The organism is Thalassoglobus neptunius, assembly GCF_007859735.1.
Taxonomy (GTDB): domain Bacteria; phylum Planctomycetota; class Planctomycetia; order Planctomycetales; family Planctomycetaceae; genus Thalassoglobus; species Thalassoglobus neptunius.
This window is the reverse complement of the sequence record NZ_SIHI01000003.1, coordinates 21611-35978: the sequence shown is the minus strand read 5'-3', so window position 1 is coordinate 35978 and position 14368 is coordinate 21611. Positions and strand designations below refer to the sequence as shown.

The window sequence follows — 14368 nt, the reverse complement described above, 5'->3', positions numbered from 1 at the left end:
TCAATTCCCATCTAAAAGTGAATATGCTGTCTGTCTGCGTTGTGTGTTGTACGTCTTTTTGAGCGGAACATCACTGTTATCAAAAGCAGTGATAGCGAGTCGCTCCGAAGTCTCCGCATCGATTTTGCATTCGAATGCAGAGCCCCCATGATAGCGGACTACTTCCAGGATCGAATGGAACCGACCAGCATTCCGGCCATCAGTCCGCCAAAGTGTGCTCCGTTGGCGATTCGCATTCCGAGTGCTTCCAGGCTTCCGGACATTCCGAGGAAGAGCCAGACGAGCATGAACAGCACAAGCGATTGCGGGACGCCGAGCTGTTCTTCCGGGGAGACCATCGACTTCATCCAGAGATAACCGAGCAGCCCGTAGACCACGCCAGAGATCCCGGAGAAGGCCGGTCCGAACAGGAAGTACTGGGTCATGCTGGACCCGGCGGCGGTGAGAATCGTCAGAATGATCAGGCGGGTGGGACCTTGTCTGCGTTCGATAATTCCGCCCAGAATCCACATCCAGTACATATTCATCAGTAGATGCAGAACGGAGAGATGGATGAAAATCGGAGTGACCAGTCTCCAGATTTCTCCCCGCATGATTTCCGGAGAGAGAGGCCAGTTCGGACCGGTTTTCTGAAACTTCGAATAGAGCAGCCAGTTGACGACTTCCGGATGGCGTGTCCCCATCCCGGTGTAAATCGTCAGGACGACACAGGCGACAATCAGAAAACGCGTCACGCGAATGCTTGAGTAGTCGGTCGTAGTCCGGCGCGGAGTTGGTTTTGGCTTTTTGACGATCTTCGGCGGACTGACTTTGAATCGCGGATCATCTGGCGATTCCAGGAAGGCTGTCAGTTCCTCCTGAGCCTTGGGGAGAAGGTCATCATCGAGAACCCAGATCTCCCAGTGAGGCGGAACTTCATCGAGTTGATTCTCAATCTCTTTCGAAATCAGAAACCAGTGAAATCTTTCTGCCAGCGATTGAGAATCAAACGTTCCAATTTTTCGCATAAGACATCGTTGAGAAGTGGTGCTACAGGAGTCGACGCCGAGATTGCAGTCCGGGGCTCGGGCTTCAGATCGTCTGAATGTGACTCAAGTCTGAATTGTTTTGTCTTTGTCTCGAAGTGATCGCTGAATCGACAAGCTGTTGAGTTTGCTTTTCGATTTTCGTGCTTGGCGACCACTTTGAGAGCTTATTGCTGTTGCCGTGTTTCCCGCGTTTGGGCTGAAACTCATCGCTTCCGATTTCGTGGGTGCGTCATTGGCGAATTGCGGCAAATTTGTGTCTCACTCTGTCTCTATTGACCAGAGTGTCACTCTAAAGTCAATAGGCAGCTGCGTCGACATCAATGGAGTTCGACAACGTCTCCGTCGGAGAGAACGTGATCGCGGCCAACGGTTTGGCCATCGAAAGCACTGCTGCCCCATACCTTAGCGAACTTCAATCGAGACGCGATCTCATGGTGAACTTTTTCGGCCAGATCCTCAACAGTTCCTCCAACCGGAATGGTCATCGGGGAATCCATGGCAACCTCTTCTCCCGGCCGCTTCGTGAAAATTCTGATCAGCCCCAGCGACTCGAACATTCGACTTTTTAGCTGTTCCACATCGCTCGAAGAATCGAGGTCGACGATCTCGATGGGCAATCGAAGCCCGGAACGCTCTTTCCACTCGGCAACGACGGCTTGAGTATTCGAATGATCTCCTCGCGTGATCGCGATCAATGACCGAATCCGAACAGTCGTCAAGTCATCGACAGCGAATCCTGACTCATGGTCCAGCAGGGTCTTGCGGTCCGCGAGTTGTCGGTAGACCTCGAGTGTTTCACGCACTGCGTCGGGTGAGGAACCATCGATGCAGCACACGACGAGATCAGCTGTCCGGACCAGATCCACCAGTGACGGAGGGACAACGTTTTCCGCAATTGCGGGAGTGTCGATGAGTTGAATCTGGACCCCACTCACGGTTGCGAGACCCGGCATTGCTTCGCGCGTGGAATAGGGGTATTCGGCGACAACGGGAGTTGCGTTCGTCGTCTCTTTGAGAACTCTGCTCTTTCCGGAATTCGGAGCCCCGACGAGGACGACTGTTCCGCATCCCTGGCGAGGAAAACGAGAGCTCTTGTGAGCACTATTACGTGTTCCGAGGCTCTGAAGTTCGGCGCGAAGTTCTTTGAGTCGCGCGCGAATTGCCCCCTGAATTCGGTCCGTTCCCTTGTGTTTCGGGATGACTCGCAGCATTTCTTCGAGAGCTTGCAGACGCTCACGAGGAGTCGAAGCACGGCGAAATGCTGCTTCGGCTTTGTAGTACTGGGGAGTGAGGTTAGCAGCCATCAAAACTTCCGAACAGGCAGAGAAGTCCTGCTCACTCGACTCTCAGTGACTGATTCAGCTGTCCCGGAAAATTTGAAAATCGCGTCACATCGAGTCGAGGGCAAGATTTGATTCTAACCCAAGACTCGGATGGATGCGGGACTTGAGAGCTTGGCGTTCTTCGCTCGTGCGAGCGAGGAAAGCTCACAGGAAATATCTAGTTGACTTTGATCAACTCAACTTCGAAGTGCAGTGTTGCTCCACCTGGAATTGTGGGAGGAGAACCTTGCGGGCCGTATCCCAAATCGCTTGGGATCTTGAGTTCGATCGCTCCACCTTCCTGAATCAGTTGCAGTCCTTCGGTCCAGCCTTTGATGACTCCACTTAATGGGAAAGTTGCCGCTCGTCCACTGCGGTAGGAGCTGTCGAATTCGGTGCCATCATCGAGCCAGCCCCGATAGTGGCAAGTGACTGTTGAGTTCCGGTTGGGCTTTCGTCCTTTGCCTTCTTTGATGATGCGGTACTTGAGGCCGGATGGAGTCGATCGGAAGTCTCCGCGCTCTTCAGCTGAGACAAGCGAGACCGTCTGCTGATTCGCAGCTGGGTCACCGCTCGGGCTGACGACATCAAAGTTGCGGTCGTCTTCCGAAGACTTTGCGGTAAAATCATCCGGGCCAGCGACGCAACCAGCCAGCATCAGGACGGTCATCAGAGAGAACAAGCTTGCAAGTGTGATATCGAATCGCATGTGACGTTGATTCCTTCATTGTCATTCATGTAGGTGGAGAAACTCGAAATCGATGATGGCGATCCGCCGCACCACTTCGGTGTTTTCGTGCGACTGGATCACCAACGTTGACGACGTTCGTCAACGATCATTCATTCTCAGCGAACATCCAGAAGTTCGACTTCGAAATGAAGAGTCGCAGATGGTGGAATGACGGGAGGAGCACCACGATCTCCGTATCCGAGTTCCGAAGGAATCTCAAGTTCAATTTTGCCGCCTTCTTTGAGGAGCTGAAGTCCCTCGGTCCAACCCTTGATCACACCACTCAGCGGAAATGTCGCAGGTTCTCCGCGGTCGTAAGAGCTGTCGAAAACGCTTCCGTTGTCGAGCCAGCCTTTGTAGTGACAAACAACAGTGCTTGCGGCAGTCGGTTGAGTGCCTTCGCCGGGATCGATGATCCGATACTTGAGTCCGCTGTCTGTTGTTTTGAGTTCGTCTTTTTCCGCCGGCATGGGGGCTTCACTTTCCTTTTTAGGGGTGTCGGTTTCTCGTTGCAGGTCACCGGCAGCGAAGACGGCGTAGTGCTTCAAGCTGAGAAATTCGTTCAGTGCTTTGTTGACGTCTTCTGTTGTCAACTCCGCGATTTCCTGTTCCTGTTTCGCATAAAATCCCATCGTACGACCGAGGTATGCGGTGTTAGTGAGAGTTGTCGCGAGCTGGCGATCGTCGGAGCGATCAACTGTTTGCCGCTCGAGATAGCCTCTCTGTGCAGCTTCCAGTTCCTCGGCGGTGACTCCCTTTTCGAGCAGGAGCTCAATCTCTTCCTCGATCGCATTTTCAACCTTCGACATGTTGTCGGGATTGGTGATCGCGTAGACGAGGAGAGTTGTGCGAGGATCGATCGCAGAACCTCGGAGGATGGAGCCGACTCCGTAGGACAGCCCGTCTTTCTGACGGACTCGATCTCCCAGCCGTGATGAGAGGCCACTGCTTCCGAGCACGTAGTTCCCCATAACCAGAGCAGGGTAGTTGGGGTTATCGTCGGTGATCGGGAAGAGTGTTCCAGCGAGATAGGTGGCGTTTTCCTTGCCGGGGATCAGAATTTCTTCACGACCTCCGTGAACGTCAACAGTTTCAGGACGACCGACCCGTTCGAATGGATGTTGTGAGGTCCAGTCAGCCAGAATCTCTTCGACGAGAGGTTGAACCTCTGAGATTTCGAAGTCGCCGACGATCGAGACTTCGCCATGCGTTCCGTTGAGGAAGTCTTTGTAGAGTTGTTTGATCTCGTCGAGTTCTGTCGCTTTCAGGCGTTCAATTTCTTCTTCAATCGTCGGCGTGTAACGAACGTCATCGGCCGGGTAGTCCTTGCTGAGTGCACGAGAGACGGCGACGCGAGCGAGGGCTGTGGGGTCGGTGAGTTGTTGTTCGTAGCTGGCGACTTTCGAGTTTCGGATCAGTTCCAGTTCGGATTCTGGAAGTGATGGATCGCGAACAATGTCTTTGAACAGTTTCAGTACTTCCGGGAGAAACTCACGTCGTGTCTCGATCGAGAAGTTGATGAGTCCTGGAATTCCGGATCCGGACAGCTTCGCTTTGTTTTCGTCGAGTGCGTCCTGAATCTGTTGTCGACTGAGAGAGCCGGTCCCTCTTGTCATTAACGTTGGAAGCAGTTCAGCAGCTGTGGCCAGTCCTTTGAGAGAGTCGGTGTCTCCGTAGCGGAAGTTGAATTCAAGGACGACCGCCTCTCCTCGCGTCTTCTTGGGGAGGAATGCCGCTTTGACGCCGGAGGGAAGATTGACTCTTGTGGTGCGAGCCTCAATGTTGTCCGGGGTCACTTCGAAGGCTTCACCGGCAGCGACCGCTTCTCGACCTTTATAGTCGCCGATCATTTCCGCCAGATCAGGAGTTGGTGGAACGCTGATTCGCTCGGGCTCTTCGGTGGGGATGAAGAGTCCCGCAGTTCGATTGTTCTGTTGAAGGTATTTGGCAGCAACGCGTTGAACATCTTCTGGAGTGACTTTTTCCAGTCGATCCCGGTAGAGGAACATCAATCGCCAATCGCCCTGGGCTGCCCATTCGCTGAGTTGAACCGCCAGTCGACTACTGTCCGTGAGGGACATTTCCCACGTCTTCAACCAATAGCGCTTGGCGCGTTCGACTTCTTCTTCGGTCACTCCATCTGTTCCGATGGATTCTGTGATCTCAAGAAGTTTGGAAAGGACATCTCGTGGGTCGACTCCGGGAGACGCTTCTGCCATTAACCGGAGAACGCCCGGATCGTGCAGTGCGTAAGCGGCTCCTGAAATACTTGCTGCAAGTTTGGACTCGACCAGTCCCGAATAAAGTCGTCCGGAGGGGGATGATGTCAGAATGTGTTCGAGAGTATCAATTGCGACGTAGTCGGGGTGGGCTCCCGAGCAAATGTGATAGACCGCAGCGGCACGTCCGACGTCTCCGACGCGACGAAGAGTGACCAGTCGTTCGCCGTCTTGAGCAGGTTCTTCCGTATAAGTGTCTTCAAGAACACGATCCGGACGCGGAATCGATCCAAATCGAAGTTCGATTTCTTTCATGGCGGCTTCCGGATCGAATGCTCCCGCGACGATCACCATCACGTTGTCGGGTTGGTAATACTTTCGGTAAAAACGCTGCAGAGACTCGACAGGAACACGTTCAATGTCTGCTCGGTTTCCGATCGTCGATTGGCCATAGTTGTGCCATTCGAAGGCGGTCGACATCACCTTTTGTCCGAGGATTCGACTCGGAGAGTTTTCGCCGGATTCGAACTCGTTGCGAACGACGGTCATTTCAGATTCAAGGTCTTCGCCTTTGACGAAGCTGTTGACGAGTCGGTCTGCTTCCAACTGGATGGCGAACTTGAGATTCTCTTCGCTGGCAGGAAGTGTCTCATAATAGTTCGTTCGATCGAGCCAGGTTGTCCCGTTGAATTGGGCACCGTGCTCTTTGAGCACTTTGGGAATGTTTGGATGATCGGGAGTGCCCTTAAACAACATGTGCTCGAGCAAGTGAGCCATGCCCGCTTCGCCATAGCCTTCGTGGCGTGACCCGACGAATACGGTCATGTTGACGGTGACTTGAGGTTTCGAAGGATCAGGGAATAGAAGTACCCGAACTCCGTTCTCAAGCTGGTACTCTGTGATTCCCTCAACAGAGGTGATTTCTTCAGCGCCAGTGACGGTTTGTTGTCCTGATATCATCATAATCATCCCTGAAATGAAGAAGCACAATCCGTTTCGGAACATGTTGGGAGTCCTCGTAGCCGATTGAGAAAAAAAGCCGTCTCAAACGCGATTGGGGGAATTGAGTTTCTCACTGTTCAATTCCTGATGATACTAGCAGCGAGGCCTTGATTTGCAAACTCTTCAACAGCCGACTGTTGCATACAATTGGTCGACTGCGGGCCCATTTCTTTCGAATGCGTTCCGCCGCCGCACAGGCTCAAATGATCTTTGGACGATCGATGTCGTGTGGCAATAGGAAGATTAGGGGAACCAACGCGTTCGTGGTGACTTTTCGTACCGCATTGGGTGTGATGGGAATCCTTTTTGGTCACCGGGCGAGGCGTGGCTGTCCTTGAGGAGATGAATGGTCGATGAATGCGCATCGGCCGCTTTTTCTATTACGCAACCACGGTACTTCCCATGGAACTTGAACGTCATGAGGACACCAACACTCTTCGATCTCAAATGGTCGACGTGTTGACTGCCGAAGCATCTCAAGCTTCAAGTGGTCCAGTGCGGAGGTTGCTTCTTCGTTCTGCTTGCGAACTCATCGAGTCTCAGATTTTCGAATCAAGCGTCCCCGCGCTGGCTCGAGGAAAGCGCGAGACAGGGGATGCTCACGAGAACCTTGCGGTTCTGCGCGTGGGATGAATCGATCTTTGGTTGTCCCCGTGTTGGAGAGTTCGCTTCTCGCGTGCTGAAGAGTTGTCTTCGATTTGCTTCAGCAGGAGTTTAGAGATCGGTGCTTGTTTATTACGTCGATGTTGATGCAATGGTTTGAAGGAGTTGGTGGTTTCCAGAGGCTGATTTTCGAAGTCGGATCGGAGAGTTTTGATTGATTGGGCGTGCCATTCGCGAGCAATTGCCGGGCGATGTTGATTGCGGGCGCGAATTCTAGATTGTGAGAAACTTGTTAAGTTTTCGACGGCTGGGCCAAAAAACGAAAACTGCTGCGCAAGTTGGAATTGGACTCAATTCACTGGGGCAGAATCTCGAAATAGTATCGGTCTGGTCACACCTAATCGGTGGGTGTTCGCCAGCGAGAACAATGAGTCAGGAATCCGGGGAATCTTCTTCCACTGCTCATTTTTTTATTGACAATTTGCGACGATCCGAGAGAATCTGGAGGACTGAGAGTGAGCGTTTTCGATCCCCTGACCTCTGTCCCTGTGTCGTCATTCTGAAGGCCGAATGAGTCGGACCTGCTGACGTAAATTGCTTATCCAAGGGACTGGAAAAATGGAATTGGTGAGTGGAGAGAGTGCGGATTGACCGCCAGAAACGTGATCAATTCAGTATGAAAAATGGCTGTAGAAACATTCGACGAGATTGCAACGACTATTTTGTGATGGAGCGAATATGTTGCGATGCCGTGAAATTGGCATGAGGAATTGTTGAATGTGGCCAGTAGGTCAGAGGGGATCGTGGTGTCGAGGTTCGCAGTGATGCGGGTGGCATCTCCCCGATGAAATGTTGTTAAGCTGCTGTCTCGAACTTAGTCGATTCAAGGTTTTTTGAACAAAAACGAATCGAAACTCTGTTCTGCGGCAACAGTCCATGATCTGAATCGGAGAGTCCGGTTCGGGTCGCATTTTATCATGCAATGTTTTTTTACCAGAGAGTGTCTTTTCCCTGTGTGGAATGACTTTGTCTGTGCAAAGATTTGTTGATCGCGGGGAGTCCATTTTCCTCGCGGATTTTTGATTCGGCTTTACGGAGAGATCTCCGCCGAATCACGTTGTAATTTGGAAATTGGTTGAGACGACACGGACTTTTCCGCGCGTCGTTGTTGAAAAGTCACTCATTGACAGAGATGAGGGGAGATTGGTTTATGGAGTTTTCCTTCGAGGTTGACCCAGAGGTTGACATCGCACTTGGCATTGAATCCGTTTACAGCGATGATGGAGCTGAGTTCGAAGAGGGTGTCGAAGAATTCGACATTTGCGGGTACGATCCGCTCACTCCAACTGAGGCAAAGCCTGGTTCTGAAGATAAGGTCAAAATGTTGGCTGCCCGGTACTCCGCTGGAGTTCCGTTGTGGCACAACAGTGACTGCTACGATCACGGTCCAGACCTTCAGAATGACCTTGTTGATTCCGATGTCAGCGGAGTGGACGAGTTGGATGAACTTGAGATCGAAGAAGCGTAGCATTCTTGAAAGTGCTCAAGTTCGATGAAGTCATGAACCGAATTCTCGCAAGTTGTGAGAATTCGGTTTTTTTGTTTGCCCGCTGATGACTTCGTTGTGTCTCTCGATTGAGGCAACCTCGCGAACTGTTTCCGGGGCATTCACAAATTCACGACAGGCAGATTCATGATTGGTATTATCGATTACGGAATGGGGAACCTGCGAAGTGTTCAGAAGGCCTTCGAGTTTCTCGGAGTCCCAGCTCAAATCGTGAGTCGTCCGAACGAGATGGAGCAATTCCCCGGTTTGATTTTGCCGGGGGTCGGCGCGTTCCGGGATGCCATTCAAGAAATTCGTCAAAAGGACTTTCCGACCGCTCTCCGCGATTCTGTCGATTCTGGAAAGCCGCTTCTTGGAATCTGCCTCGGGCTGCAGCTTCTCTTCGAAACGAGCTATGAAGATGGAGAGTATGAAGGCTTGGGATTGATCGATGGTGATGTCGTTCGATTCCAGAACGAGCCGGAGCTGAAGATTCCTCACATGGGCTGGAATGCTGTGGACACTGTTCAAGCTCATCCATTGCTGGAAGGAATCTCGAACGAATCGCATTTCTATTTCGTGCATAGCTTTTTCGTTCGCCCTACTGATCGGGAAACGGTCATTGGGCAGACAACCCATGGAACTCAGCCATTTGCCTCAATCGTGGCAAAAGGAAACCTGATGGCGACTCAGTTTCATCCGGAGAAAAGTCAGCGGGTCGGATTGCAACTCCTGAGAAACTATGCCAATCTCGTTGAAGAATCTGCGACTATTCGGAGTTGAATGTCGGTGATCAATTTTCTGTCTTGCGGAGTGAACTCTTGAACCATTTGCTGCGAATTGGATGTCTCGGACTCTTGGTCGACACAATTTTCACTTCCGCTGTCATCGCCCATCCAGGACATGGTGCGGTTTCATCCGAAAGTACTGCCCACTATCTCGTCGAGCCGGTCCATGGCGGATGGATCGTCGGACTGTTGATGTTGGTGGTCGGCCTGGCTCTTTTCTTCCGAAAGATGTCCGCGAGGAAACACGCCCGACAGTACGTGCGCGGCGCCCAGCATCGCCGAGATCGATTCCCTCAGTAGTTGACGGAACGAATTGTTAGTTGACGGAACTCATCGTTGAAACGGAGCGATTCCACGCTCGATCGACTCCGTGCAATCAATTGACGCATTGCACTCTGTCAGCGCAACGATTCGTCGAGACATCTTCCTTTTGCATTGAAGCGAAGTCCACGTTCAAACGCTGTACTCATCGGAGGAGGAGCGTGATGCTTGGAGAATGCTTCAGTTGGAATTCCTTGCTCGGGTGAGAGTCAATGAGCGAAGATCAATTCCTCGCTCCCCGGCCAAAGAATTGATTCGGACCCGAACCGGATAAACTCCGGCTTCAAGTTCGTATTCATCAATCTCAAGCGTTGCCCAAGCTGATTTGTCTTGATAGTTGGTCGAGAACAGATGGTCCGGTTTGGGGACGAGTGGGGGATCGAAGGCTTTCGGGATATTGACTGAAGTTGCCTGGTCACCGATTTCGAGTCGAAGCTGACTGCCGACGATTTCACGGGGACATGTGTATTCGAGAGAGAGCGAATATCGTCCCGCTTCGGTCACTTCGATGGTCCATTCTGGAAACGCGTCGGTGTTCGTCCAATCGGTGATCCAACTGTTGGCGTATCCAGCAGCGGTATCGCCGGTGTACCGAATGCCTTCACCGACTTCCGGCCTCAGGAAGGCTTCGTTGGCTGGCAGCCGATAAGCATTTCGCGACGGATGGCCGACGGGAATTCGAACATCATCAAGCGAATCCAAGTCGATAGTCGATCGCCATTTCAGGTAGGTGTCCCGGAGTTCTGTGACGACTTCGGGATGGAATGCAGCGACGTTTTTCTGTTGTCCCGGATCGGAAACCATGTCGTAGAGTTCCCAACGTTGGGGGTCTGCCGAATCACCTTGAATCGTTGCTCTCCACTGATCGGTTCTCACGGCCGCGCGGAAATGGTCGGGACGGGTCGTTCGATACATATCGGTAAAGATCGTCCGGTTGGGCCATTCGGACGGAGCGTTCGCATTGGTCAACAACGGAACAAGCGATGTTCCATCAAGTCGTTCTCGAACATCTTCGGGGATCTTAACGCTGCAGAATTCGGCGAGTGTTGGAAGCAAGTCGAGATGAGAAGCGATGGGTTTGACAATGGTTCCGGACGAAATCGCCTGGGGATAGCGGATGAAGAGCGGAACACGCGATCCGCCTTCATCGATCGAAGCTTTTCGTCCTTTCATCCCGGCATTGAATCGGTCTGAATTGGCACCGTTGTCGGTCAGGAAAAGGACGATGGTCTCCTTGGCGGTATTTTGATCGAGCGCTTCAATCAGTCTTCCGAAATTCTCGTCGATGTTGGCGACCATCGCGTAAGCACATTGAGCTTTGGTGTCGAGTCCCATTCCATTGAATCGATTCCAATACTCATCCGCAACACGCCAAGGTGAGTGAGGGGTATTGTACGCGACGTAACAAAGCCAGGGTTTGTCCTTGTCGGTTCGAATAAATTCGATCGCCTCGTCAGTCAGGTAGTCGATGATGTAGCCCTTGCCTTGAATCTCTTCCCCATTGTGTTCGAGAGGCGGATCAAAGTAAGAGTTCCAGTGACCGGCACAGAAACCGATGAATGTCTCGAACCCTTGTCCGTTCGGATGCATTGGCATGTGTCGCCCGTTGTGCCATTTTCCGAAGCAACCGGTTCGATAACCTGCATCTCGAAAGAGTTCGGCGATCGTGACTTCTTCCCCACGCACGTTTTCGAACCCGCGCGTGACGCCACTCACTCCGGTTCTTAAGTGATCGCGTCCGGTGAGAAGACTGGCTCGCGTCGGAGCACAGACCGGGCTGACGAAGAATCGCTCAAATTGTGCTCCTGAATGAGCGAAGTCGTCGAGATTCGGCGTCTGGAGGTGCGGGTTTCCGTGCAGACTGAGGTCGCCGTAGCCCTGATCATCCGTCATGACAATCAGCACATTCGGGTGTTCAGACTCCGCTCGGCACGTTGAGTTCAGAAGAAAAATTGCGCTGAAGACAAAGACGAAGGCACCAGGAATCGCGCGAAAGGGAGACTGAAGGCTTGGGGCCTGTCCCTTTTGCCTCTGTCTTTGGAGAGAATAATCGGCACAGTGATCGACAAGGGGATCGACAGGGGGATCGTTCTGAGTGCTCAGGCGAGAACGTGAAGACTGGTTCGAAAAGTGCTCTGGCATAGCGACGTCTTCCAAAAGGTAAAACGACCGAGTTGACACCATTGAGGTGGGCGACCGATCGAAAGCGACTTTAATGTCTTGCTGATTCTGATTGGTCTCGGCGATGCCGTCAAATCGTCGGGACCAATGTTCCAACACGATCAATCGTTCGAACCGTTAATTTCATTCCATCATCGTCGAGGCACGGAACCGTCAGGAATCGACTCTTCGGGCGGGGCAATCCTCGCTTTTGACGGCATTGAGTTCTCCTGAATGTGATTGTCGAAGAATGATTATTGCGGAACGTTGTTGGTCATGGCTGTGGGTTCCGTTCAGTTCAATGCCAACACTTTTAAGGCTGATCGTCTTTTAAAGAGCAGTTCGCACCTTGAAATTTTTCTCTCCCAACTTTCGCAATTCGCTTCTCAACCGTTCAATTGCAGCTGCGCGGCAATCGTGGGTCGCGGGAGGGCTGTCGCAACAGGTGACGAGAACCCGGCTCTTTCTGAAGAAGCAGCTTTGGGTTTGGCCGATCATTGCTGTGATTCTGCTGTTCGTCATCGGCGTCTTTGTTCAGTCGGCGATTGAGCGGACGATGAAAGCGAATCTCAGCGCCGGATTGACGGCGTTTCGCGATCTTCAGACGCAAATGCTCATTAGCTGGCTGCGTGTTCAGGAATCAAATGCCCAGGCGGAAGCGAATGATCTTGATGTTCGACAACATATCTATGAGTTGATCAAAACCGATCCGAGTGAGAAAGCGGATGCTGAGACGCTTTCACGAATCCGAAACGAACTGACGAAAGAAGTTTCTGCGCTGCTCTCTTCGCATTCGTACGATGGATATTTCGTCGCGAATCGAAATCACGAGATCATTGCCAGCTCCGATCAGGAACTTATCGGTCAGAAGAACGTTGTCGAGTATGACAAGTTTCTGGATCGCATTTATGACGGTGAAGCGACGGTCACTCCTCCGTTTCCAAGCGTCGTTCGAATGGATACAGAGCAAGGTGAAATGCGGACAGGACAACCGGTCATGTACGCCGCCGCTCCGGTCCGCGATGACAGCTTTCAGGTTGTCGGGGCGCTCGCACTGCGGATTCGACCCGATGAAGAATTCACTCGAATCCTCCAGTTGGGGCAGGTCGGAGAGACCGGGGAAACATACGCCTTCAACCGCGATGGGATGCTTGTCTCCAACAGTCGGTTCGATGAAGAATTGATTCTTTTGGGGCTGATTCCCGACGAAGCGGAGTCGAGATCAATCCTCCGGCTTCTGGTTCGAGATCCTGGCGGGAACATGACGACGGGATATCGTCCGAATCAGAGACGTTCCAAACTGCCCATGACGTTCATGGTGCGAGATGCCGTCGACGGCAACACGAATGTGAATGTCGACGGTTACAACGACTACCGGGGCGTTCCGGTGGTCGGCGCCTGGACCTGGATTCCCAAGTACGACATCGGTCTGGCGGTCGAAGTTGATGTTGCTCAGTCGTATCGTCCACTCTTCATTCTTAAGCAGACGTTTTGGGGGCTGTACACGCTTCTGGGACTGGCCGCCATCGCCATTTTTATCTTCACGGTGATTGTTGCCAAGCTGCAGCGGAAGGCTCAGGCTGCTGCGATCGAGGCTCAACAACTCGGGCAGTACACCCTCGAAGAAAAGATCGGCTCAGGAGCAATGGGGGAAGTCTACAAAGGATTCCACTCAATGCTCCGAAGGCCCACGGCCGTGAAGTTGCTCAATCCGGAAATCGTCAACGACAATTCCGTTGCTCGTTTTGAGCGTGAAGTTCAGATCACTTGTAAGCTGAACAATCCACACACGATTGCGATCTATGACTACGGTCGAACGCCGGAGGGTGTGTTTTATTATGCGATGGAGTATCTCAGCGGAATTGATCTTCAGAAGATGGTCGAGACTTACGGTCCGCTTTCTGAATCTCGAGTCCTCCAGATTCTGGACCAGATTTGCAGTTCACTCTACGAAGCTCACTCGCTTGGCCTCGTTCATCGAGACATTAAACCCGCAAACTTGATGCTGAATCGCCGTGGGGGAGTTCCTGACGTCGTCAAAGTTCTGGACTTCGGCCTCGTGAAAGCGGTCGACGACGACAAACAGTTCAAGATGACCACTGCCGACTCGCTGACGGGGACTCCTTTGTATATGTCACCGGAAGCCATTCAAACTCCCGCTGCGGTCGATGCACGAAGCGATTTGTACGCTGTGGGAGCTGTCGGCTATTACCTGCTCACGGGAAGGCCGGTTTTCGAAGCTCGGAATCTCGTGGAGCTATGCAATCTCCATGTCACGGAAACGCCAGCAGCTCCTTCTGAATTCAGTGGGGATTCAATCTCCGATCAGCTTGAGAGCGCACTGTTGAGTTGTCTGGAAAAGTCTCCATCGAAGCGACCGCAAACGGCTCGTGACTTGTCGATGTTGCTCCATCGTTCACCACACTTTCAGGAGTGGACGTTCGAAGACGCAGACGCCTGGTGGGGGAAATTTGAACGGGGAATTCGCCCGGATCGCCCCTCGAGTTCGCAGTCATCGAAGAAGAAAGAAGGCGAAGCAACTTCGAGTTCGAAAGATGCGTCGGGGAAGGGGGCTTCGGATGATGATCCGCCGCCATCAATGGATCGAACGATTATCCAATGACGTCGAAGATATTTCGTGATGGCGAT

At 52.3% G+C, this 14368-nt stretch carries 9 protein-coding genes; 4 read left to right on the top strand and 5 right to left on the bottom strand.

From position 1 onward, the window contains the following. Nucleotides 1-158 precede the first annotated feature (158 nt). The 4 genes from KOR42_RS12765 to KOR42_RS12750 all read right to left on the bottom strand — a co-directional run bounded on the left by KOR42_RS12765 (nt 159) and on the right by KOR42_RS12750 (nt 6262). Nucleotides 159-1007: a rhomboid family intramembrane serine protease gene (locus tag KOR42_RS12765; protein WP_146510220.1), complete on the bottom strand. Its 849-nt coding sequence runs from the start codon at nt 1005-1007 to the stop codon at nt 159-161. 338 nt (nt 1008-1345) lie between these two features. Continuing rightward, on the bottom strand, nt 1346-2332 hold the full coding sequence (locus KOR42_RS12760) for a TGS domain-containing protein (RefSeq protein ID WP_146510219.1): 987 nt from the start codon (nt 2330-2332) through the stop codon (nt 1346-1348). A gap of 196 nt (nt 2333-2528) precedes the next feature. Beyond that, the gene (locus KOR42_RS12755) at nt 2529-3059 is read right to left on the bottom strand and encodes an FKBP-type peptidyl-prolyl cis-trans isomerase (RefSeq protein WP_146510218.1); all 531 of its coding nucleotides are present in this window, start codon (nt 3057-3059) and stop codon (nt 2529-2531) included. A gap of 137 nt (nt 3060-3196) precedes the next feature. Next, on the bottom strand, nt 3197-6262 hold the full coding sequence (locus KOR42_RS12750; protein WP_231740905.1) for an insulinase family protein: 3066 nt from the start codon (nt 6260-6262) through the stop codon (nt 3197-3199). Nucleotides 6263-8114: 1852 nt separating this feature from the next. On the opposite strand from KOR42_RS12750, the gene KOR42_RS12745 reads away from it, so the two are divergent. The 3 genes from KOR42_RS12745 (at nt 8115) to KOR42_RS12735 (ending at nt 9538) form a co-directional block, all read left to right on the top strand. Next, nucleotides 8115-8432, top strand: coding sequence for a hypothetical protein (locus KOR42_RS12745; protein ID WP_231740904.1), 318 nt, complete (start codon nt 8115-8117; stop codon nt 8430-8432). 165 nt (nt 8433-8597) lie between these two features. Beyond that, on the top strand, nt 8598-9233 hold the full coding sequence (gene hisH, locus KOR42_RS12740) for an imidazole glycerol phosphate synthase subunit HisH (RefSeq protein ID WP_146510217.1): 636 nt from the start codon (nt 8598-8600) through the stop codon (nt 9231-9233). A gap of 38 nt (nt 9234-9271) precedes the next feature. After that, nucleotides 9272-9538 carry a hypothetical protein gene (locus tag KOR42_RS12735; RefSeq protein WP_146510216.1) on the top strand — a complete coding sequence of 89 codons (267 nt, stop codon included), beginning with the start codon at nt 9272-9274 and terminating at the stop codon, nt 9536-9538. 201 nt (nt 9539-9739) lie between these two features. On the opposite strand, the gene KOR42_RS12730 is transcribed toward KOR42_RS12735, so the two are convergent. Continuing rightward, nucleotides 9740-11839 (bottom strand): sulfatase-like hydrolase/transferase, encoded by a 2100-nt coding sequence (locus tag KOR42_RS12730; RefSeq protein WP_146510215.1) that lies wholly within the window; start codon nt 11837-11839, stop codon nt 9740-9742. 229 nt (nt 11840-12068) lie between these two features. On the opposite strand from KOR42_RS12730, the gene KOR42_RS12725 reads away from it, so the two are divergent. Next, nucleotides 12069-14342, top strand: coding sequence for a serine/threonine protein kinase (locus tag KOR42_RS12725; RefSeq protein ID WP_146510214.1), 2274 nt, complete (start codon nt 12069-12071; stop codon nt 14340-14342). Nucleotides 14343-14368: the final 26 nt, after the last annotated feature.